Annotated in this window: 17 protein-coding genes; 12 read left to right on the plus strand and 5 right to left on the minus strand. The window is 52.8% G+C overall.

The genetic code is table 11. The annotated features are described in order from the left end of the window. Nucleotides 1-4: 4 nt before the first annotated feature. Nucleotides 5-2,227 carry an NfeD family protein gene (locus KOR42_RS14175; RefSeq protein WP_146510491.1) on the minus strand — a complete coding sequence of 741 codons (2,223 nt, stop codon included), beginning with the start codon at nt 2,225-2,227 and terminating at the stop codon, nt 5-7. Between the two features lie 692 nt (nt 2,228-2,919). Here KOR42_RS14175 and KOR42_RS14180 point away from each other — a divergent pair. Next, the gene (locus KOR42_RS14180; protein WP_146510533.1) at nt 2,920-3,252 is read left to right on the plus strand and encodes an FmdB family zinc ribbon protein; all 333 of its coding nucleotides are present in this window, start codon (nt 2,920-2,922) and stop codon (nt 3,250-3,252) included. Between the two features lie 141 nt (nt 3,253-3,393). On the opposite strand, the gene thiS is transcribed toward KOR42_RS14180, so the two are convergent. Further along, the gene (thiS, locus tag KOR42_RS14185; protein WP_146510492.1) at nt 3,394-3,594 is read right to left on the minus strand and encodes a sulfur carrier protein ThiS; all 201 of its coding nucleotides are present in this window, start codon (nt 3,592-3,594) and stop codon (nt 3,394-3,396) included. A 188-nt stretch (nt 3,595-3,782) separates the two neighbouring features. On the opposite strand from thiS, the gene KOR42_RS14190 reads away from it, so the two are divergent. Together KOR42_RS14190 and KOR42_RS14195 are read left to right on the plus strand one after the other, a co-directional pair. Next, entirely contained in the window at nt 3,783-4,328 is a 546-nt protein-coding gene (locus KOR42_RS14190) for a type 1 glutamine amidotransferase domain-containing protein (protein WP_197441188.1), read from the plus strand. A gap of 197 nt (nt 4,329-4,525) precedes the next feature. Then, the gene (locus KOR42_RS14195) at nt 4,526-5,257 is read left to right on the plus strand and encodes a hypothetical protein (RefSeq protein ID WP_146510494.1); all 732 of its coding nucleotides are present in this window, start codon (nt 4,526-4,528) and stop codon (nt 5,255-5,257) included. Between the two features lie 181 nt (nt 5,258-5,438). Here KOR42_RS14195 and KOR42_RS14200 read toward each other — a convergent pair whose 3' ends face one another. Then, nucleotides 5,439-7,865: a VIT domain-containing protein gene (locus KOR42_RS14200; RefSeq protein ID WP_146510495.1), complete on the minus strand. Its 2,427-nt coding sequence runs from the start codon at nt 7,863-7,865 to the stop codon at nt 5,439-5,441. A gap of 226 nt (nt 7,866-8,091) precedes the next feature. On the opposite strand from KOR42_RS14200, the gene KOR42_RS14205 reads away from it, so the two are divergent. Next, nucleotides 8,092-8,517, plus strand: a complete 426-nt coding sequence (locus KOR42_RS14205) for a secondary thiamine-phosphate synthase enzyme YjbQ (protein WP_197441189.1) — start codon at nt 8,092-8,094, stop codon at nt 8,515-8,517. A gap of 140 nt (nt 8,518-8,657) precedes the next feature. On the opposite strand, the gene KOR42_RS14210 is transcribed toward KOR42_RS14205, so the two are convergent. Next, complete coding sequence (locus KOR42_RS14210; protein WP_197441190.1) at nt 8,658-11,396, minus strand: efflux RND transporter permease subunit; 2,739 nt, start codon at nt 11,394-11,396, stop codon at nt 8,658-8,660. Nucleotides 11,397-11,778: 382 nt separating this feature from the next. On the opposite strand from KOR42_RS14210, the gene KOR42_RS14215 reads away from it, so the two are divergent. The 8 genes from KOR42_RS14215 to KOR42_RS14245 all read left to right on the plus strand — a co-directional run bounded on the left by KOR42_RS14215 (nt 11,779) and on the right by KOR42_RS14245 (nt 20,550). Beyond that, on the plus strand, nt 11,779-12,660 hold the full coding sequence (locus KOR42_RS14215) for a CPBP family intramembrane glutamic endopeptidase (protein WP_146510497.1): 882 nt from the start codon (nt 11,779-11,781) through the stop codon (nt 12,658-12,660). A gap of 179 nt (nt 12,661-12,839) precedes the next feature. Beyond that, nucleotides 12,840-13,004: a hypothetical protein gene (locus KOR42_RS26680; RefSeq protein WP_197441191.1), complete on the plus strand. Its 165-nt coding sequence runs from the start codon at nt 12,840-12,842 to the stop codon at nt 13,002-13,004. Between the two features lie 440 nt (nt 13,005-13,444). Further along, the gene (locus KOR42_RS14220; protein ID WP_146510498.1) at nt 13,445-13,909 is read left to right on the plus strand and encodes a RidA family protein; all 465 of its coding nucleotides are present in this window, start codon (nt 13,445-13,447) and stop codon (nt 13,907-13,909) included. A gap of 600 nt (nt 13,910-14,509) precedes the next feature. Then, nucleotides 14,510-15,652 carry an EAL domain-containing protein gene (locus tag KOR42_RS14225; protein WP_146510499.1) on the plus strand — a complete coding sequence of 381 codons (1,143 nt, stop codon included), beginning with the start codon at nt 14,510-14,512 and terminating at the stop codon, nt 15,650-15,652. 303 nt (nt 15,653-15,955) lie between these two features. Beyond that, entirely contained in the window at nt 15,956-17,023 is a 1,068-nt protein-coding gene (locus KOR42_RS14230) for an ATP-grasp domain-containing protein (protein WP_197441192.1), read from the plus strand. Then, a complete protein-coding gene (locus KOR42_RS14235) occupies nt 17,020-18,039 on the plus strand; it encodes a hydantoinase/oxoprolinase family protein (RefSeq protein ID WP_146510501.1) in 1,020 nt (339 codons plus the stop codon). The genes KOR42_RS14230 and KOR42_RS14235 overlap by 4 nt, the downstream gene beginning before the upstream one ends. A gap of 192 nt (nt 18,040-18,231) precedes the next feature. Continuing rightward, complete coding sequence (locus KOR42_RS14240) at nt 18,232-19,362, plus strand: FHA domain-containing protein (protein WP_146510502.1); 1,131 nt, start codon at nt 18,232-18,234, stop codon at nt 19,360-19,362. Between the two features lie 36 nt (nt 19,363-19,398). Next, nucleotides 19,399-20,550, plus strand: a complete 1,152-nt coding sequence (locus KOR42_RS14245; protein WP_146510503.1) for a glycosyltransferase family 4 protein — start codon at nt 19,399-19,401, stop codon at nt 20,548-20,550. Nucleotides 20,551-20,621: 71 nt separating this feature from the next. On the opposite strand, the gene KOR42_RS14250 is transcribed toward KOR42_RS14245, so the two are convergent. Beyond that, nucleotides 20,622-23,036: a carboxylesterase family protein gene (locus KOR42_RS14250; RefSeq protein ID WP_146510504.1), complete on the minus strand. Its 2,415-nt coding sequence runs from the start codon at nt 23,034-23,036 to the stop codon at nt 20,622-20,624. Nucleotides 23,037-23,042: the final 6 nt, after the last annotated feature.

A 23,042-nucleotide genomic window follows, 5' to 3' on the forward strand; every position in this document is an offset into this window, starting at 1 on the left:
AAGTCTATGCGTCATTTGTCAGGCGGACGACGATTCGGTTTCCGTGGACTTCGACGACTGAGACTTGCGAGCCATCTTCGATGAACGGGCCATCGCTGACGACATCGTAGAGTCGGCCGGCGATTTGTGCTTTCCCGGCAGGGCGAAGTACCGAAACCGCTTTGCCGACTTCTCCGACTAACTCTGCGTGAGGGCGGGAATGCTCCGGGCGGAGGCGGGGTTCGTGAGGGTCAAAGACTTCTGCGGCCGGGGGAGCGAGAACCATCTCTTTGAGGAATGGAATTGACGGTAAATAGCGGCTTATCAGCATCGCAAATATGATCACACCGACAAGAGACGCAGCGAACGGAGCGAATGAAATCACTGCTCGTTCGACGTCGTATTCGATGCCCATTCCGGTCAATGTGTTGCTCGCCATCACCAGTGAACCGACGACCATCAAAATTCCGGAAACGCCAAACACGCCGAATCCCGGGATGACAAAGACCTCAAGTCCCAGGCAACACAAGCCCAGAACAAACGTTCCGATCTCAAGCCCGGTGGCGGTGCCTCCCAGCATGCGGCTCCAGAAGAAAACACCAAACGCGGCAGCGGCGATGATTCCAAAGAACCCGGTCATCGTTGCCATTTCGATGTAAATGCAAACGATCGCGAGGAAGAAGAGCATCCCGGTGACCCAGGAACTGTTCAGGTAAAACACCAGAGTGTCGACCCAGGAGCGTTCGACCACGCGAAATTTGGTGTCCAACGGAATTCCGAGTCGTTCTTTGAGTTCGTCGGGACCAGAAATCGGAGTCTCCGCGATCTTCAGTTCGTGGGCTCGATTTCCATTGACGATGACAGCGATTCCCGGGCGAGATTCCGTGATTCGGGGGCCTTTAATCCATTCGCCGTTGGCTTTGTGGATTTCGTCATCGGACATGTACCATTTCCGTCCCGTTTCCTTGTGCGTGACTTCGAAGACTTCGAGATTCTGGTCTGCGAATGCTTCGATGACCGCTGCGGGACGATTTTTCATCTCTGCGAGTTCTCGCAAATGCTTCACTTCTCCGCTGAGGAGCTTCGCTTCTGCTTCGACCAGAACACCCGGCATCATCAAAACGGGAATCGCGTTCCCGATCGTTGCGTCAGGTTTCATGTAGATTTCATCGCAACCGACCGCAAGCATCGCTCCCCCGCTGAAAGCTTCTTCCGGGATGTAAGCGATGGTTCGTATGTCTCGTTTGGACAAATCCGCAATCGCTTTCGAGAGGTCTTGCGAGGCCCATAAATAGCCGCCGGGGGAATCGATCTCGAAAATGATGAGCTTCGCGCCACTGCTGACAGCCTGATTGATCTGCCGCATGGCGAATGCGAAAAACACGTCATCGATCATATCGTGCAATTCGATATACGCGACGTTTTCCACTTCCTCAGCCGGAGCCAGTTCACGAAGTGATTCGATGGGAAGACCGTAGTTGTCGATGAGTTCCCGTCGATCGTCTGCAGTCCGCGACGCGAGAATCTTTTGTCGCTGAGCGTCGCGGCCCGAAATGGAGTATGGAACTCCCGGTTCTTTGAGCGTTTTTCGTTCTGTGATAATGACGCCGTCGTCAAGCAGTTGCGATGCGGTCGCTTCACTGACCAGTCGAGTTTCCCGCTCTCCGTTGCCGGTGTCGATCGTCAATTGGACGAGCGAGGCTGAGGGGTCCATCAGGGCAATGGCCAACGGCTCGTTGACGTTGATATTCCTGCGTTTGGCCACAATGGTTTTGACAATCGTCTGTTGATCGTCGGGCAACGACTTTCCGCGGCCCATGTCCCCGATGGAAGCTTCGGGGTGAAGAACGATATCGTTACACGAAAGTGCGACGAGCACGTTATTTCCGGAAATGGTTTCTGGAACCCATGCAATTGTCGACACTCCCGAAATGGCCGGACTGGTCAGGAATTCGGCAAGTGCGTAAGCGTGGTGGAACTGCGAAATTCCCGGCTTGATTTCCAGAATCAGAGAAGCTGGACGCTGTTCTTCAATGGCCAGATCCTGAAGTTCGAGGCCGGTTCGTCGAACCAGCCCCAAAGTTTCATCGGTGAGAGGACTCTCGATGGTCACAAGTCGACCGATCGGTTTCGCTGGTCGATCCTGTGCCTGAGCAAGGGAACAACTCGCCGAAACGATGCCCATCAAAACGATCGCAGCGGTCCAGCCTCGGCAGCAGGTCGAAGAAAGTGGCTTCGTTTGAGACATGGTCTGTCACTTGGTCTTTCTGGTCAGCCTCTTTGATTTTTCTCGGTCAAAGGAGTGGACAATGTTTTGAATCTGCAGTGCGTGGAGTCGGCAATGTTAAACTCTGCAATGTCCGGCAGTGAGATCTCCGGAAACTGTGACTTCAGACAAAGCGATGCCGTCGCGTGTTCGGTCCATCGGGACAATACATCATTCCAGCTTGGGGTCCCGATCGCGTTTCGTTGATTTTGTTCTGTGAGATTCTTGAGCTTCGAGAAAAGTTCGGTGAAGCCACTCTTTCTATGTGCGACAATTATACTCCGTTCTGAAAACGAGGGTCAAACTCTAGCCACAACGCGAAGAGCAGGGGAGTGGATCAGAAGACTTGCCAAAGAAGCGAAAATCGTCGAATCGTTCATCAGAGATCGGGCGATCGTCATAATCAGGCGAACAGCACATCCGGGCAGGCGATCAGCACAGCCGCGATAGGTCCCGGAGTTTTGTTGCTTGTATCAGTCAGGTATTGAGATCGTGCGGTTTCCTGACAGTGGCGGGCGTCAATCTCTTGACGATCACATAGTCTTTGGAAGAATAGAGGAGTTGTACTTCCACCAATTCCCATCGCGGCCACTGTGTCGAGGGATCAATTGGGGTTGGCTGCGTGCATCATGCAATATTGTTTGTGGCAGAAGGTTTCCGGGAGATTGCGGAGTATGCCGACTTATGTCTACGAAGTAGTGAATCCGGATGGTTCGGGAGGTGAAACTTTCGAGCTGATTCAACCGATCAGTGCGGCACCGTTGGAAACACACCCCGAATCAGGTCTTCCGGTGCGCCGGGTCATCCAGCCCCCGTTTATCGGCGGTCAGTGGTCGGAATCGGCGATGCACAAGAGCACGAACGACAATAAAAAGCTCGAAAAGCTCGGTTTTACGAAGTACGTCAAAGCCGGTGATGGAGTCTACGAGAAGACCGCCGGAAAAGGACCTCGCACGATTTCCGGCGATTCTCCGGCCAAGTCGACCGACTTCAAGCACCTTGAGTAGATCTTCGGTCGAGTAGACTTCGCATTCCGGGAAATCTCGCTGTCCCGTGTTCAATCACTCAGCGAGAGCGGGACGACGTCCCGTTCCGATACGCGTGGGCGCCAGTTGAAGCGTGCGATTGACTGACGCGAGAAGTCTGTTTTAACCGCCTCCGACGAGGGTGACGATTTCGAGTTCGTCTCCTTCTTCCAGTGCGCAGTCCGAGTGCTTCGCTCGCGGAATGAGTTCACGATTTCGTTCCACCGCGAGAAACTTCGGATTCTTTCCAAGCTCCGAAAGAAGTTGCGCGATCGTCGTCTGTTCTTTGACGTCGTGAGTTTCCCCGTTGACTGAAATCCGCACAGCAGGTCCTTATCGTTCCATATCGACAGCCAGTGCTTTCTGGCACCGAGTCACACTCCCCACGATGAATTGAATGAGTGAACTGGATGGCGAGAAAGTTGTCGAGTGGTTTGTTTCTCTGAGAAAAGATTGATTATAGTCACCCTGCAACGGATCAAACACCTCCACTCTTAGAGGGAATGCGACAAATGAACGGTGATCGTTTGGATGGCATCCGCGTTCTCTGTTTTACTGGAGAGATTTACGAAGATCTGGAACTCTGGTATCCGAAACTTCGGCTCCAGGAAGAAGGAGCGCATGTCACTGTCGCCGGGCCTGAGGCGGGAGTGGTCTATAGCGGGAAACATGGATACCCCGGAAAGTCCGATGCTGCGATAGCAGATATGGAAGCTGAGGACTTTCATGGCGTGATTTGCCCGGGAGGATTCATGCCGGACAAGCTGCGGCGGGACCCGAAAGTTCTCGAACTGCTTCAGCAGTTTGACGCACAGGAAAAACTCGTCGCTGCGATTTGTCATGGTGGATGGATGCCGATTTCCGCAGGCATCTACGATGGCGTACGAGTGACAGGGTCTCCCGGAATCAAAGATGATCTCGTGAACGCCGGGGCGGTTTGGGAAGATGCTGCCGTCGTTGTTGACGAACACTTCATTAGCAGCCGCAAGCCCGATGATCTTCCAGAATTTTGTCGCGCAATGATTCAGTTTCTTGAGCTGCAGGCCAAGACGCTTTGATTGATCCGTCTTGTTTCAAGTGGCTGCCCCAAGACAATCTTAAAGTTGAAGTGAGAGAGCACGATGAGCACCGAAATCGTAGAGATCGGTTGGTGCTCGCATGTTTTGGCCCGAGCTTGCTGAGAGTCGGCAAGGATCGAGCGTAAAGAACCCGTTCATTTTATCGGCAGCGGTTTTGCCCAAGATGGGAACAAACGATGGATTTCTTCAAATGGCTCATCGGTGGGCTGATCGGCGCAGCAATTGGAGCAGCAGTCTGGATCGCTGTCGTTCACTTCGCGAACTATGAAGTCGGCTATATCGCACTTCTTGTTGGATTCCTTGCGGGTATTGGAGTCCGCACGGTTGCCGGGGACGAAGTCGGCATCGGACCGGGGATCGCAGCTGTCGGGGCTGCAGCCTTTGCAATGCTGATCGCCAAATATGTGCTCGTCTCGATCGTGATCGCTCAAGCATTCGGCGGTGACGAATTCGATTTCTCCGTGCCAGGCGGGGCGGATCAGGGGATCGCATATATGGCGGACGATGTCGTTGCAGAAGCGGTCGCTCGCGAAGAAGAAGTCGTGTGGCCGGAAGACGACTCAGTCTACGAAGACGACATCGTTTCGAACGATTACTCGGAAGAAATCTGGACAGCCGCTCAAGAGCGATGGGAAGCACTCGACGAAGCAGCGCAAGCGGAGTTCATCGAAAAGAAACAGGAAGAAGAGAAACTGTTCCTCGCTGAGTTTCAGGATGAGCTGAAACAGGAAATCTTCAAGCAGAGCTTCACTCCGTACGATCTGCTCTGGTTCGGGCTGGCTGGTTTGACCGCATACTCGACCGGAAACGGATTGAACAACGACGAGGAAAAAGTTGCTGCCGCCGAACCGGATGACAGTGATGCCGAAGGCGACGGGCCGGAACCGGAACCAGAGCAGCAGTCGTAAGTGTTTCGTCGAAGTCTGTAATAACTCAAAAGGACGACGAATCACATCAGGCGATTCGTCGTCCTTTTTGTCTTGATTGATCTGAAACTGAGAACAGGGCGTCTGTCGAGTTCATTCACATCCGTTCGTGAGCGCTCCCGGCTGCCTGTTCATGTTTGCTGATCGATCCTGTGCGTTCTTTCTACTCGATCAAATAAACCTTGCCTCGCAGCCGAATCAGTAACCGTTCGTCATCCTTCTGAAGGGCGAGGAGTTCATTCTCGTCATCGGTGTTTTGTTGCGACAATTTGAAGTACTCGTCGGAGAACCTCTTGATCTTGACGATCTTCGCTTCTGAATTGTCTGGGTCGATGTTCGCCGTTTCCGGTGTCACGAGAAGATTTCCCCGCTGGTAAAGCGTCTGTGATCCGGTTCTGCGAATCAGTGTTCTCAGCTTCTGAACGGCTGCTTCTTTGGACTCGACAACCTGACTCTGATTGAGGTCAAGACCTCCTCCGTATGCAGGACGAGCGTTGTCCGAAGGACCAGGTAATCCCCCGTAGCCAGAACTGCGGCTGAGTCGTGATCGGAATGAACTGGGGGAGGGTTTCGGGCGTTCCGCGGCCGGTTGAATGGACAGGGAGTCGCTTGGGGCACCGAGTCCAAAACTGTCAGAACCGGATTCGGCGAGAAGTTCAACGTAGCTGTCTTCGGCGACCCGTGCTCCGTCAGCAACTTTGAATCTCTGTTTCAAACCTCGCTGAGCGAATCCACGACGGCCTTCTGCTTCTTCCAGAGTCGAAAGACTGAGAGTCGACAGTCGGCGATTACTGTCCGATGCAAGTTCTGGACGCACTGTTTCGTCGGCGAGAAACGAAGTGTAGGGAGTCAAGATTCCGAACTTCGTCGACAACATGACGAGTTCATTGATGAGCTCTTCGTTCTTTCCGTTGAGGTCCAGTTCGTCGATTAATTCGCCAATCCGCCGCGTTGCCCACAGCTTCGCGATAAAGGGATTGGAGTCGCTCCGGATTTTCTTTCGAAACTTTCCTGAGAACGTGAATTCCTGTTTTTCACCGCGAATCGATCCCGTGAGTCTGATTTTCGCAGCCCCAAACTTTTTGAACCGTCCGACAACGACCAGTTGTTCTCCGGAAAAGAGGTCGAGAGACCCTGATGGAGTGACTCGATTCACTCCTTGTCCGGGAGAACTGTCATCGAAATCGAAGGTGAGTTCCGCGTTGGTGAGAACAGGGGAACTGATCCGTTGAAAGACTTTCGAAACATACTCTTCGATATCTTCATCGGGGCGGACGTATTCTCCCAACCCGTGATTGTCTCGCGAGAGTCGATCGAGAAGACGGCTGTTGACATCGTACCCAACCCCAAACGTCAGCAGGCGAGCATTCACTGAGTTGGCCGCTTTGACAGCTGCGGCGATTTTGCCTTCGTTCTGTTCCCCGGATGTGGGACGACCGTCCGTCATGAACAGGATGTAGTTCGGGAGCTTTGAATCACTGAGTCCGCTGAGTGCGGAAGTCAGTGAGTCGTGAATGTTCGTTCCTCCGCCAGCAAACAGCCCGTCAACATACGCGAGCGCTTCGGCTCGTGTCTTCGAATTGAATTCCTGAAGTTGACGAGAAAACGATTCCACTTTGCTGTCGTAGCTGATGATGTTGAACTGGTCTCCTTTGCGAAGGTTGTTGAGGATGAACTTCGCTGCTTCTTTGGCTTGCTCGATCTTTTGTCCCGACATGCTGCCTGACTTGTCGACGACAAAGACCACTGTTTTTGCCTGGTGTTTCTCGCCGTCTGTGGGGATTTTTGGAGAGGCGAGAAGCAGGAAGTAGCCGTCCTCGTCACCTGTCGGGCGGTGCGTTAAGAGAGTCGCACTGATGGAGTCGTCGCTCGAGTTGAAGAAGAGTCGGAAGTCTTCGCTTGGAACGACATTGTTCTTCTCGAAGCTGACGGTCGCCCGTTTCTCAGTCGGTCGGTCAATCTTCAGTGAATGCGTGGGGCTGTAAATGTTCTGGAGTGGGGAATCGCTGTTGATGTTTAATCGAAAACGCACTTGCTGGACTGGCTGCGATGTAAATTGGGCTGTGCTCAACGGGAACATGAATTCGGTGAGCTGATCCTGATTTCGCAGCAACTGCTGATAAGTAATCGTCACGGTTCGAGTTTCCCCGGCCGGAATGGGGAAGACGCTTGTTTGAAACATTCCCGTCCCGATCCATTCCAACAGTGCGGGGTCTTTCTTCGATCGAACAATGTCTTGATAGCGGGTTCTTGCTTCATCGGCGGGCAGAAGCTTGGCAGTCAGTTCCTCTCCGTTGACCATGAGGGTCAAGGAGTCGATGGCCCCGTCGTAAGGAAGCGGGAAAATGAACTGAGCTTCAATGGTGCCGGACCCTGAGTTGTGAAACTTCTGCGACACCTGAATGTCTGCCAGCTGATTGTCGATTTGTCCTTCGATCAGAATCTGTTGAATCTCGTAACGCATTGCCGTCGGTGGGACAGTGACACGCGGGAGCCGGATTCCATCGTTGTTGATGACAAGAATCCCCTGGGCGAATGCTGAAACCGGAGCGATGACCGCAACAGCCACGAAGAAAGCGAGCGTTCTCATAGGATGAACTCCCTGACAGGCCAGTGAACAGAAGAGAGTGGCCGACGTTTTTGACGACTGAAACTATTGGACGGTTGCCTCGATCAATAGTTCCACTGAGTTTCCAATTTCAGTTTCGTACATTTGTAAGCTTAGGTCAAGTTGAGGTACGGGACTCAGCCAATTGACCGCTTCGAGGTGTTACGATAGAACGGATTTTCAGCCCGTTTTTAATGAGAGAGTTCTGATGGCCTGGTTTCAAACAGAGATTCAATTGCCTCGTGCGTCGCGCGGGTTTCACTTGATTACGCGACATGTTCTTGAGGCTGTCCCCGCAATTCGCGAGACGAAAATTGGTCTGCTGAATCTGTTTCTGAAACACACATCTGCTTCGTTGACGATCAACGAGAATGCTGACCCGGACGTTCCGCTCGATATGGAATCGTCACTCAACGCGATCGCTCCGGAAGACTTTCCGTATCGGCACACTTGTGAAGGACCGGACGACATGCCGGCACATGTCAAAGCGTCGTTGATGGGGAGCAGCTTGACGATTCCGATTTCTTCCGGTCGTCTGGCACTCGGAACCTGGCAAGGGATTTATCTGTGTGAGCATCGCGACCGTGCATCATCGCGGCGACTTGTCATCACGCTTCAAGGCGAACAGGAATAGCGTTTCAAGGCCCAGCGACTTTTTGAAGGTGGTCACTCTGAAAGCATTTTCCGCTTTGGTTTGCACTCACTCACACGAGGGAACTGAGCCTTTGAACTGATGAAGAAGTTCAAGCGAGTGCACAGGAAAGCAACTTGTTCTTAGAGTGAGGCGTGACGATGCTCGGTGGGGCTTGTTGTCTTTGAATTCGCTCCGGTCGGAAATTCGATAGTGGCAGGACTGTCGGTCGATTTCTTGTCGACCGGTTTGGTGTGTTTCTCGATGATCTTGCCCATCATTCCTCCGAGCAGAGCAGGGAGAAGGATGACATCGGCAATCAAAGCCATCCCGACAAGTCCTGCCATGAGCAGTCCGAAACGTGAAATCAGCAGCAATTCCGCACCGGAGAGCATCACGATTCCCAATGCGATTGACGCGCTGGTTTGCCACATCGCTGGCCCGGAATGTTGCAGTGCCAACACAATCGAATCCTCGCGCGAACACCCTTGACGAATTCCATCCTGGAACCATGTCAGCAAGTGGAGAGTTCCGTCGATGGCAATTCCGAGAGCCACCGAAGCTGTAATCATCGTTCCGATGTCGACGGGGATTCCCATCCACGCGACCAGTCCGAACACCACTCCCACGGGGAACAGGTTGGGCAGCATCGCCAGGACACCGGAGATCGGGTTGCGCAAAACACCGATCATGACAATCGCAATGACCCCAAAGGCTAACGCGAAGCTGTTGATCAAGCTTTCAAGAACAGCTTGTTGCGTGCGAAGGAAAAGCGGAACCATTCCCGTGACGAGATAGTCCGCACCGTCTTCGCCTTGAAGCTGTTCCGCGACAAGCGTGTTCAGTTCCGATGTGAGCACAGAGTAATCGACATCACCCGTGACAACCGTTTGGACGCGAATTCTCCAGATCTCTTCATTTGCATGAATGTCGACGGGACGACCGCCAAGTGATGGAAGTTCCAGCTTGACCGTCGCTTTTCTGGCAAACTCTTGAATGGATGGTTCATCCCCTTCGAAGATGACCTCTTCCTTCCGCTGCAATCCGCGTTTGTACCGAATGCGAACGGCGGAACTGGCGTTTTCGCTTGGTTTCTTGAACGGATCACGAAAGTCCGCGAGCGACAGAGTCCCACTCACTCCCGGATGCTTCGCGACCTCATTTTCGACTCTGCGGACGACTTCGATTCTCTCATCGATGTCTAACCGGTCAACCAGTTCAGGACGAAAACTGATGACGATATCGAGCGGAACAATTCCAGTAAGTCCCTCTTCCAGGTAGTGGTAGTCCTGAGAGACTCGGGTCTCGGGAGGAAAGTAGCGAATGACTTTCGTCTCCGTCTGGAACCAGCGAAGGCCGTAGACAGAGAACACGAAGAGCAGAAGGCAGGCTGTGTAGACGGTAATACGGTGATGCACGATGAACCGCGCAAAATGCCCCCAAACCGTGGCTTCTTTATCTGCATGTTCCGAGAACTTCTGCTTTCTGCCGGGCCAGACACTCATGAGAGAGGGAAAGCCGATCAGAATCATGAACAGCGAGGCGAAACATCCCACAGCTGCGTAAAGACCAAACTCTCTGACCGGTTCGAGCACAGCCGTCAAGAGGGACGCCATCCCGATTGCGGTTGTCACACTTGCGAGAACACACGGTTTCCATGCCATCTTCACGGCGGTGGCGATTGGATGCGGTTCATCGTGCATCACCGCATTCTTCCAATAGTTCGCCACATGAATCGCTCCTGAAGTGGTCAGAACCAGAAGCAAGTCGGGGAGAACAATCAGAACCATATTCAGAGACTTGCCCGTTAGCGGAATCAGAGCAACGACGACCATGCAGGTGAACATCGATGACGCCGTCACCAACAGAGACAGGCGGAGACTCTTGAGAAGCAGGAACGAGACAACCACACCCACAACAGCTGAGAGAAGAATGGGCGTCCGCTTGTAGAGATTCCAGACTGCATAGTCCGTATTCCAGATCGCTCGACGCGCTTCCTGATTGAGGCGGGCACGACTGATCGGGCTTCCAGCGAGTCGAATTTCGTCCGAAGGAACGCCGGCTTTGACGGCGCGATCAATGATCGACGTGATTGCGTCGTTCAGATCTGAATCGTCGATGGGATTGAGAGAAATTGCGATGGCAGCTGGAGAACCGGGTGCGAAAAAAGCACGCTCGACGAGATTTTGACCGTCGAGGCTGAGTTCTGACAGCTGTTCGATCACAGTGTCGGCAATGGGATTGGTAGCGGAAATTCCGGACCAGCGAATCTGGAAGTCGTGGGCTGGGATTTCAAACGGAAGAGGCTCTTCTTCTTCCGACTCAAGTTCCAGATCGTCATCAGGAACGGTCACAGTGGAAAGGATTTCAATACGCTCTCCGACGACTCCGCGAGTTGTCGCGCGAATTGCCTTTTGAGTTTCCTCAAGCTGGGATCGGCCAGCTTCTGTCAGTTGGACTTTCAGAAATCCGTGGCCGATGAAAATTCCGGTGATTCGCTCAATCGCATCTTCCGGAGCCACGTTGTTGTCTTCGATCATTCGATCAAGAACTTCACGCGGTGTGACAACATCGCGGATCGCCGGGATTTGATTCACCCCGTTTTCGCGGAGTGATTCGGCGAACTGCTGCATTCGTCGATCAATGAGCGTACTGCTGTCCCACGAGACGAGAACTCGATCATCGCGTTCGAACTGACTGGTGAACCAGGTGAGCGCAACGGCTTCCGGGTCGTCGCTCGGAAGCCAGTTCGTGACGTCGTTTTCGAGATCGACATCTTTGATCACGACCGCTAAAACCGGGATCGACAGCATAAGAAGAACAACGACCCACAGCGCGAGTCCATTGCCCCACCAGTCTCGGATATGAAAGAAGCGCTCCATGCGGGAACGATCCAAATTGGGCGAAAGTCGGAAAAAAGTCATTGAAAGATGGATGTGACTCCGTTTCTTATGGTGACAGATTCGAACCTTCATCCCAAGTGACACTCATGCCACAAACTCCATGAAGTTGAGGATTTCTTGATGGAGGCTTATAAAAAAACTGTTCGCTTGAATCCTCAAGGTTTCCTTAGCTTTCCTGTTTGACATACTGAGTGTTGAAGGAGTCCTTTCTCCACCAGCGAGAGGAGTTGGGAGGACTGGCGAAGAATTTGCGGTCGGAGGTTCAGGAGTGTCGATCGGGTCAGTTCGTTTCACTGTCCGATCTTCAGAAGAACAGAAATCGTTTGAAACGAATTGCAGGACAGTCTCCGGAGGATCGTGTGTGATTGCGCAGAGTGTTCCAACAACCCGAATTCGTCTCAAATCGCTTCGCGCTCTCGCTGAGGCTCTCTTGTGGGCGGGGTCGTATTCATTTGCGCAACTGATTTCCTTCGTTGTCTTTGTGTCGCTTCTGTTTACTGCGGCATTTGGATTTCAGTGGCCCGATCACGACCGGCTCATGCAATTTGCACTCGAATTGGGCCTCGATCAGTCCTTTGTTTTGATCGGAGTGACGAGTCTGGGGGCGTTGATTCTGCTCGTGCCGCTTGTCGCCTGGAGACTAGGAGCGAGTTACCGCGAGCAGGTCGGGTTTCGTTCACCGCGACATGAAGAGGTGATCTTCGCCATCGCCATGGTTTTGCCAATCGCGATGCTTGGCGACTGGCTTTATTCGCTGGCCAGATCCCTGATGCTCGCCGTGTTCTCAACAGGAGAGGGCGGGGATTCGCTGACGGTTCTGTTCTCGGAGATTCATTCCGTTCCGCTTCCAATGCTGGTGGTGGCCCTGGCTCTGGGGCCAGCTATTGGGGAAGAGTTGATCTTTCGCGGAGTGATCGGGCGGCAACTCGTCAGTCAGTTTGGAACCTTGCCGGGATCGATTATGACAGTGTTGCTGTTTTCGATTGCCCATGCGTCTCCCGCTCACGCGATTGCCACGTTGCCGATGGCGTGCTTGCTTCAGTTTTTGTATTTAAAAACCGGGACGCTCTGGGTTCCGATCGTGGTTCACTTTCTGAACAATCTGCTGGCGGTCGTGATGGTGAAGTACGAAATCACCACGAATCAATCTCCTTCTCTTTTTCTTCTCGTCTGGGGATTCAGCTATCTGGCCGTGTTGTTGGTCGCGTTTGAGTACCGAAGGCGTTCCTGGTCGTTGCTTTAAGTTGCATTAGAGGAATGGTTTACGGGTGTCGTTTCGGCCGAGCGCTACTCTGTTCGAGCAAGCTGTGTGGAACAGCAATCTGATTGTGCACATCACTGGAATCAAATCGAAGAACCAGCTACACTTCAGAATTGGCGTATTCCGAACTCAATTTTCAGACGATGAAGGTCCGTCTTATCATGGACACCACAAAGACAATTGTCGACGTAAAGACAGCGTTGGCCCACAAATACGAACGAAAAGCGGCACAGACTTCGAGCACTCCAAAGCGGAAGCAATACGCTTTCAAAGCTCGAAAATACCGTCGACAACTTGCTCAAATGGCACACGGCACTGAGAAGTAGAGTGCTGTTTTCTTGTATCGCTGTTTGATTACGGGCAGGGGTTTCACTGGGCTGAAATTGTGCAGCCAGTCAATTCCGTCCAGCGATTGCTTTGAGTGCAGTTGATTCGCCGGGATTGTTGTCTCGCTGGATGAAGTGAGGCAAGACGGGCATATTCGCGATTGAAAGCGATTCGTGTCCGCCTCATAAATTCTGCAGCGAGACAGAGTGAAAGCCAGTCCGAACAGTTTCAGCTGCTGCCTGACAGGTTGAGCAGTGACTTGATGAACAGTTACTTGTCAGGGTTGGTGGGTCTCAGATTGGCGTTTCGAGACTCTCGGTGAAGTTGTCACTCCGGTTCGTGCGTTTTGGTCTCGATTGTACGAGAATGGACGCACGGTTTTCGTTTCAGGTTCTTCAAAAATCGCCGCTTTGATCGGTCTGTTGTTGAGGGTGAAGAGATGAGTGCAGAACAGCGACTTCAGGAACTTGAGATCACTCTTCCCACTCCGCCAGCACCTGTCGCGGCTTATGTTCCGTGTGTGCGTACAGGGAACCTCGTGGTTCTGAGTGGACAACTCCCTTTTGCAGGCAAAAACTTGCTAGCGACGGGACGTGTTCCCTCGAAAGTCCCGGTTGATCAGGCACAAGCGGCTGCTGAGCAATGCGTTCTTAACGGGCTCGCGATCCTTCGTCACGAGTTGGGCGGCGATTTGAATCGTGTGCAGCGGGTTGTCCGAATCGGGGTCTTCGTCCAGTCGGATGACGGATTTTACGACCAGTCACTCGTGGCCAATGGGGCGAGTGAGTTGTTGCAGAAAGTTTTCGGGGACATTGGAAAGCATGCACGCGTCGCTGTCGGGATGAATGCACTTCCACTCAATGCGGCCGTTGAAGTTGAACTGCTCTTCGAAGTGGCCGACTAGTTCTTGAGCGACCAGTCCGGTCAAAGATCCACCAGTTCCGAAGAGTTCAGGCGTTTGCTTTCTGACGTCTGTTGAATGTGAACGGTGTCTCTCAGCGGGAATCATTCTCTGTGCAATCTGCCGCTTTGATGGACGAGCGGGTTAATCTCAGCCAAGCGAAGTTCGTTCGTGGCGAGAATCTCGAATCTTCATATTCATTGGTCTGCGTTAATGCTCTGCAGAGATACGCGCATCATCGACGCGCACTCCAGTGAACGAATCGGGATCGTCTGCAGTGCCGAGAAACGATGAATGCGGTCTCGACCTGCATTTTTAGGGTGCTCAGGGCGTTTGCAATCTGATCGGGTCAACTGCTTTCTTTGAGAATCGTTTGAGTTGCTCGGATTCTTCGTCGGAGAATCGGCATAGTGCTCGTGACTCGAACGATCGGGCAAATCGGCGCAATCCGGCAATGCAGGCGAAATCCGCGTATTCATCCCTGAATCACGACAACAAATTGGCCGGGAGAGTATCCAAACCGAAGTAGCGTTAATCGTGAACGTAAGCTTCCAGTCGTTTGAGAGTATCGAAACAAAGTCACGCAGTAAGGAATGGTTAGTGATGAGTGTGCAAGCCATCACACCGAAGAAACAGCAGTCTGCCCCGAATAGCGGGTTTGCGGGCTGGTCGTTGATTGGCTGCGTGCCACCGTCCACGTCCTTAACGGAAACTCCGATCGATGTTGCATCGTTCGTGATCGGTCGGCGTGCCGAGAGTCAACTCCGGCTGAAGTCGCAATGTGTGTCCGGGCGTCACGCGGAAATTCTGCAGATCGGAGAGTCTCTGTTTATTCGGGACCTCGATAGCACGAACGGAACGTTTCTCAATAGACGAATGGTCAGTGGGCCGATTCCTATTAGGCCGGGCGATCACATTCAAATTGCCGACGTCGAATTTCGTGTCGACTTCAAAAAGCCTGAACCGGACTCAGCAGAGAAGAATCTTCTGGAGCAGAAAAAGACTCTGCCTGCCGTGCATGCTCTGCAATCTGATTGGGTGATGAGTCAGCTTGAAGATCTGATTGTTCAGAAAGCCATCATTCCGCACTATCAACCGATTGTCGCTCTGGGCGATTCCCGAGTTGTCGGGTACGAAGCATTGGCGCGCAGCGAAGTGGTTGGGTTGGAAAGCCCCGCGCGAATGTTTCAGACTGCCGAAATCGTCAACCGAGAAGTGGCGTTGAGCATTGTCTGTCGCGATCAGGCCATTCGTCACGCTCCGCATGCAGAGCCGTGTCCTCCGATCTTCGTGAACACACATCCGAACGAGAACATCGAAGTCGATGTGCTTCCAACGATTGCACGGCTTCAGAAAGTTCGGTCCGACGTTCCGATCGTTGTCGAGTTTCACGAGAAAACTATTCAGAGTCCCAGCATCATGCGAGAGAATCGCGCCATGCTCGCGGACATTGGAGTTAAGGTGGCGTACGACGACTTCGGGGCAGGTCAGTCTCGACTCATCGAACTCGTCCAGTCTCCGCCCGACTATCTGAAGTTCGATGCATCGCTGATTCGCGATCTGCACGAAGCGAATGACTACCAAAAGAAGATGCTCCGAATTCTGATCGAGACAGCACGCGATTTTGGAATCGTGACCCTTGCCGAAGGGATCGAAAACGAACAGGAAGCGCAGGCTGTTTTTGAGATCGGTTTCGATCTGGCCCAAGGCTACTTCTACGGTCGGCCTGCACCCGTTCAGCTTTAGACGATATTCGTCGATTCCGGGGACTCGTTTGCGTTGGCCGCTTGCGCAGTCTTCTGGCTCATCTCAACTTTTCGTCTTGGCTTGTCAGCTCACTTGCTTGCTCAGAATGGAGCGAAGGAGTCGAAGAGGGTATTCTCCGTGGGGGGGCTCACCTGCACTAACCGACGACAGCTTTGCGCGACGAAACGAGTGCAGGCAAATGCTCTAAGAAAGTTGCTCGCCCCGGATTGTTCTCCCTGAAAATTGGAGTGAGTGAACTTCCCAACTGATGGGGAGACTGCTTCATCGACGTAACGGATGACCATGAAGATCTTTGTTTACGAATCCCTGTGTGCGGGAGAGTTTTCGAGCGACGAAAACAGTCAGGAGCTCTCGGCGTCGCTGGCTGTTGAAGGGAAGGCGATGCTTGCTGGAGTGGTGAGCGATCTTCTTGAGATCTCTTCGAGTGCCCGATTTTCGACGATCGAGGTCTGCTGTCTCTGGAGTGACAACGTGTCTCCTCCTGAGGTGCTGACCAACGAGCGAGTTCACTTGAAACGAGTTTCGTCGCCGAGCGAAGTGTCCGCGCATTTTCAGTCGTTCTGTCAGGAAGCAGAAATCACGCTCGTAATCGCTCCTGAAATCAATCAGCGACTGGGGGAGCTTTGCAACATTGCAGAGGCTCTTTCGGGCTATGTTCTGAATTGCAGCTCGTCTGCAATTGCACTCTGCTCGGACAAGCAGGCACTCAACGACGAGTTACAGCGATGGGGAATCCGGTGTGTTCCCACGGTTTCTGAAGATCAACTGCGAACACTCTCAGGTCAGTGCGTTATCAAGCCGCGTTTCGGGGCGGGAAGTGATGGAATCGAAATTTGTTCTGCGGACGAATTGCGAATTCGAGAGATCGATCGATCGCAGACCGTGATTCAATCGTTCATGAGAGGACGGGCCGTTTCCGTCGCTGCTCTGTTCGGTTCCGAAGGGCAGATTCTCATGTCGTTGCCGGTCGCGGAACAGCATCTTTCGCAAGATGGAACACTCTCATATCTTGGCGGTCGAGTTCCAGCAGAGAGTACGTCGTTGGTCCATGCGGCGTCGGTTCAGTTCGAGAGGCTTCTTCATCAGATCGCTGAACAAATCAGCGGCCTTCGTGGTTTCGTCGGAGTTGACTGTCTTCTGCTGGATGATGATCCGGTTCCGGTTGTCGTTGAGATCAATCCGCGTTTGACAACAAGTTATGTCGGCTATCGAGCGCTGCTTGCAAACAATTTGATGGATGTTCTGTTGCGGGATCAATCCGAATGTCCGGAGCCCTGTGTTGACGCTGTCGAGTTTTCCTCATCAGGTGAATGTGAAATCATTCAGGCAGTAAAGGATTCGCAAGAATGAGCGAACATCTCGGGTTAGATATTGGCGGAGCCCATTTGAAAGCTTCGGATGGATTCACGTGCCGATCGGTGCCGTTTCCGTTGTGGAAGTCGCCAGAGAAACTGACGGATGAATTGAGAAGACTCATCGGGCAGTTTCCACAAGCGCGTCAGATTGCCGCGACGATGACGGGAGAACTCGCCGACTGTTTTGAATCCCGAGCTGAAGGAGTTCGCGAGATTCTATCATCGCTGGAAGAGGCGGCTGGCAGCCGAGCGATTCGCGCCTGGCAAACGGGAGGAGAATTTTTCACCGTTGCGGAAGCGGATGAGTTTTTTGAATTGGTGGCGTCTGCGAACTGGCATGCACTGGCAACCTGGGTTGGTCGTGCTGATCCTGGTGGCAATGTGCTTCTGGTCGATTTCGGATCGACGACAACGGACGTGATTCCAATCGAATCGGAGATACCTCAACCGGCTGGAAGAACCGATCTCGAACGGCTGACGTCTCGTGAACTGATTTACACCGGGTGTCGAAGAACGTCACTCTGCTCGTTGTGTCACGAGGTCGAAATTGACGGTCGACGATACGGCGTCGCTGCCGAGCACTTCGCAACGACTCATGATGTCGCCTTAGTTCTGGAGACTGTCGCCGAGTCTCCAGACTCTCTCGATACCGCGGATGGACGTCCCGCAGATCGGGAACATGCCTTCGCTCGTCTCGCTCGGATGTTGTGTACGGACAAAGACGCGTTTGAGCGAACTGAATGGATTCGCGTTGCAGAACAGTTTCAACGGGCTCAAGAGGAGCGAATTGGGACTGCGATCGAGACCGTTCTCAATCGCTGGCGCTGCGATCCAACTGTGTGGGTTTTGGCGGGCGAAGGAGAGGCAATTCTGAGAAAGGTGATTGACAATCGACAGCTGGCACAGAATTCTAGAGAGTTGGTGTCTTTAAATGAGATGCTTGGTGCATCTCATTCTCAGGCTGCCTGTGCGTTTGCATTGTCCCGTTTATCTGAAGAAAGGAAGCTTTGAGTCCATAACGCGGGTACTGACTTGATCTTCTGGCGCCCCGGAAAAGGGAGTCGAGTTGACGTTGTCTCTCATTCCTGCGAGAATTTGCCGTGAAGAAACGGGTCGTGTGATGGGTTTTCTGCGACAATCCCAACGTCGCCATCCATCGCGCTATCTCCACACAAGCTCACATTCAACGTTGAATTTTCCCTAATGGATGACCACTTCATTATAGAGATGTTGCAGTTTGCAACGGCATCGCCGATGCCTCTGCGTCTATTAGTGAAACGGCCGAACAGTCCTCTCGAAGAAGTGGATGTCGCGAAACCGTTTGTCATCATCGGGCGACATGCTGAATGTGACATCGTTATCCCTCACGAATCTGTCTCAGCCCGACATGTCTATCTGCAAGCGATCGGAAATCGCATCGCCGCCGTTGACTTATACAGTCGAAGCGGAGTGGATTGGGGATCAGAGAAATTTCACGGGTGGCTGTCCAAAGATCATGTTGTCGGGATTCTTGAGAACAAAATTCGCCTCAAAGACGACATTTGGGAAACTGGCAACGATCTGAAACCCCCTTTGTCGTTTCGTCCTCGCGATGAATTTCGTGAGGAATACGGAGTGCTTCCAAAAGTTGACCTGGAGCTGTTGAACACCTCAGCGAAAGGACAGAAGTGGCCCATCAATCGAGTAATGACACTCGTTGGCCAGGACGATCGGTGTCGTATCACAATCGTTGATAAAAACGTCTCACGTGTTCACTGCTCGTTGGTTTTGCTTCCCTCCGGGTTGTGGGTAATCGATCTCAGCTTCAAGCGAGGTTTTCTCGTCAACGGTCAGCAGTGCCGCTGTTCGCTTCTCGCTGACGGAAGTGAGTTGCAGATTGGTCCGTATCTTCTCACTCCTCGATATTCGACTCCTCCACAAGAGCATCAGGGATCGATTCAAGGGACGAATGAATCTGACGCGGACTTTCTGACGCGTCAGAATAAGATCTTCAAGACCGAGCGGGTTGGCGACACGATGATTGTCGTTCCCATCGGAGATTCGCAGACTTACTTCTATCAGGACATTCACACCGAGGCGAGCCGCGTCAAGGATGCGATCAATCGCCAGGGGACGAAGAATGTCATCATTGACTTTTCACAAGTCGATGCCATCGGGCATATCATGGTCGAATCGCTTGTGCAGTTTTGCCGCATTGGGGCCGCCAGTGGAAAATCCGCTTTGTGTGGATGTAATGTTTCGACGTATGAGATGTTGAAGACGACGCGAATGCTCCAAATCTGGGATCATTACCAGTCTCGAAGCGATGCTCTGCAAGTTGTGTCGATGCCCTGATCACAGCTGGCTGGCTCACACTGGAAAGTGTCCCAAGTGAAAGTTATTCACGTTATCACGCGGTTGATTCTCGGCGGTGCTCAAGAGAATACGCTCCATACCGTAGAAGATCAGCACTCGCTTCACGGGGACGACGTAACTCTCGTGATCGGCCCATCGGAAGGACCGGAAGGAACGCTCGTTCCGCGTGCGATGGAAGGTGGATTTCCAGTCGAAATTGTCCCCTCTCTCAAACGCAGCATCCTGCCGCTGGAAGACATGCGGGCCTACCGCCATCTGGTTCGGCTCTTCAAGGAACGCCAACCCGACCTCGTTCATACACATAGTTCGAAGGCGGGAATTTTGGGTCGGCTTGCTGCTCGAAAAGCTCGCGTTCCGGTTGTTCATTCGATCCATGGAGCTGCTTTTCATTACGGACAGTCTCGGGTTGCATACGGTTCCTATGTCGCTGCAGAGAAGTATGTGTCGCGGTGGACAGAAAAATTCATCTGTGTCGCTGATGCAATGAGGGATGCTTATCTCGCGGAGGGGATCTCAACTGCTGATCGTTATGTGACGGTTTACAGCGGATTCGACGTTGATCCTTTCCTCAGCACGCAGCATGACCGGGATGCGATTCGGCAGGAAATGGGCTTTCGGCCGGATGATGTTGTCGTCGGAAAAATCGGTCGGCTGTTCCATTTGAAGGGGCACGAATTTCTGATTGAGTCAGCCCGTCAGATTGTTCGAAAGAACCCTCGCGTCAAGTTTCTCTTTGTCGGTGATGGCATTCTTCGCCAGCAGTTCGAAGAACAAATTTCCCAATACGGAATGAGCGATTCGTTTCACTTTACGGGGCTTGTCCCGACGACACGGATTCCTGAATTGATGAGTGCGATGGACATCGTCGCTCACACGAGTCAATGGGAAGGGCTCGCTCGGGTTCTTCCTCAAGGGCTGATCTCCGGAAAACCCGTTGTCTCTTATGACGTGGGAGGAGCTGGGGAAGTCGTCATTCCGGGAGAAACGGGCTACCTCCTGAAGAGAGATTCAATCGACGAACTCACGACAGCAATTCTGGAACTGGCTGACGATCAACAGCTTCGTCAACGACTGGGAGAGGAAGGACGGCGACGGTTTGCAGATCAGTTTCGTCACCAGACGATGACAGAGAAAATTCGCGACGTTTATCGCGACGTCTTGAGTTAAAGATCTCGCAGTCACTCAAAGATGTGTTCGTCGATTTTCTTCTCTCGACGACGTGAGAAAACGGAGATCGTCTACGGTTGGGCGTCACTGGGTGAAGATGATGACGCCTGAACTGGAGGGGACGAAGTCGCGTTGAGAAACTGAAGTCGAACTTCGTTCTCTTGTATCGAAAACAGTTCCAGCTGAAGCTGTGAGCTTCCGAACTGCAGCGTGGGCAACGGTCGGGTGTTGTCAAGTTTTCGGGATGTCCAGTCTGTCCAGACGTCCGCGAGAATCGTGCGAAACTGCTGCTCGTCGACAGAACCGTTCCACGTGGAGTCGAGAACTTCGATGGCCGGGTTCGCGATCCATTCCACTTGAAGTGACTCCAATCGGTTCTCGCTGCGGATCGTCGACAACCTAAGTTGCTGCTGCATTGAAAATTCAATCGTACCGGCGGTCTTGCTGTCGCGGAGAGCGACTTCAAACGATGCCCGAGGAATGGTGAGTGTGATGATCGTCGAATCTTGCTCGCGATCCTGCTCAGGTGAGTGCACGGAAAATGGTTCGATCAATCTCAATCCGACATCCCATGCGGGGGACGATTCGTTTTCCAGTGCAGTTGGAGATGGTCGACTGACGGCTTCGAATCCGGAGAAGATTTTCTGAAGTGTCTGACGGTCTGCGAGTTCTGCAAATCTGGCATCCTGAATATCAAGAACGTTGATATATGCCAGTCCATCAGCAATCGCGAGTTGTGCGAGTGCCTTGAGAGCGTCCAGTGTGATCAGAAAATCGAGGTGAGATTTCTTGCCGACATCGTTGACGGTCAACTGGTTGCCCTGAGTTGAGAAATCCGTCGGAATCTTGCTCGATCGATGAGTCAGAACTTCCATGTCGAAGACGATGGAAACCCCTCGACTGTCCGTTCGCACCTGACTCGGTGAGACACTCAGGATGGGAACCAAGGCCGGGAGCGGCCACAGTAACCTTGCTAGTCGCGGGGCATTGCGTGTTTGAAGCTCTCCCTGGACGACTTCCAGCATGGTCGGAACGACTCCGAGGACCGCTTCTTCCAATTCGTTCTTGCGAAGATACAGCCCTCCGACCAGTCCAGTGATGATGTTCGCTTCGGAGAATGTTTCGCTGTCGAGATGAGTCACGACAGGTTTTGAAATATGCCAGTTGTGGTCCGCAATTTGAAACTCCTGACGAAGCGGAAGGAGCTTGAGTCCGGAGGGAGTCACAGTCGGTTGAAATTCTACAGACAGGCGAACCGGATGCTGGTGTCCGAGGTTCACGTGAAATTCACCGGTCGTTGCGGATTCGTCGCTGAACCGGAGCTGTGCTTCTTTGATGGTCAGAAGCAACGGGGACAGATCAAAATCAGCACGAAATCGACCTCCTGAAATTGCGTGGAGTTCACATTTTTCGAGGTTCCCGTCAAAGGCGATGTCGGAAAACAGGACGTGCACGGTTCCGGAGGACGACTTGAACTCTCGCTCGATGTCTGGGAGTTCTCCGCGAAGCGCCGAACGCGGAAGGAATTCAGAGATGCCGTCAGAGATACTGGCGAGTGCTTCGTTCCCGAGACGAAGTGCAAGTTTGTCCGCGAGGGTCACCTGAGTCATGAGTGACTGTTCGTAGAAGTTCGCCATGATCGGCAGCTTGGCCGTTTCTGCGGTACTCTCCAGCTTGACGACATTCTCAATTGATGGATCTGTCAACCAGTTCAAAACGTCCGGGTTCGCGAATGCGATTCTCCAGACATCGTGCCCAGCATTTTCGACGACGCTGAGTTCTGCGCTCCCGCCCGCTTCGGAGAGTTTGCGAACAAGTTCTGCTGAGAAATCCGAAGAGATGAGTTCGTCATTCGATCCGTGAATGGCCCAGACGGGAATTTTCGAGTTCGCGAGCGACTTCAGGTCCAGCCCATTTTCAGTTTCCCCTCCGGACAGGGCCATCACTCCCTGCCAAAGCTCCGGAGAGTCTGCTGCGAGACTCCACGCCCCGTATCCTCCCATTGACCATCCACAGAGAGTTCGTCGAGACGGGTCAATCGAATACTCGGACTCGACTTCCTTCAGGATCTTTAACGCACGATCAGCATCGGGAGAATTGGCAAGCCAGGCGGTGAGATGCCGAGAGCGTTCGCTTTCACATTGTGGGAAGACCGCGATGAACGGGAGATTGGGATGCTCTTCCAACGCGACTCCCAACCCGACTGAGAGCGGTTGATACCCATCGGTTCCCTTTTCACCCGCTCCATGCAGAAAGAGCACCACGGGCCAGGCTTTGTCGGGAGAATAGTCGTTCGGGAGATAGACTCCGTAGCGATGGTCGCCCGATTCGTCGTGGAACACCTTGATCGAAAATCCGGGAGGAAGTTCGACCGACTCCGCTGGCGGTGATGCGAAGCACTGGGAAAAGCTAAGGCAAACGAACGCAATAGCGACTGCAACTGTTCTCAACAGTTGCAGTTCTCGAATTTCCCGCAGTTTGCCCATGAGTGA

Origin of the sequence: Thalassoglobus neptunius (assembly GCF_007859735.1) — a bacterium.
Taxonomy (GTDB): domain Bacteria; phylum Planctomycetota; class Planctomycetia; order Planctomycetales; family Planctomycetaceae; genus Thalassoglobus; species Thalassoglobus neptunius.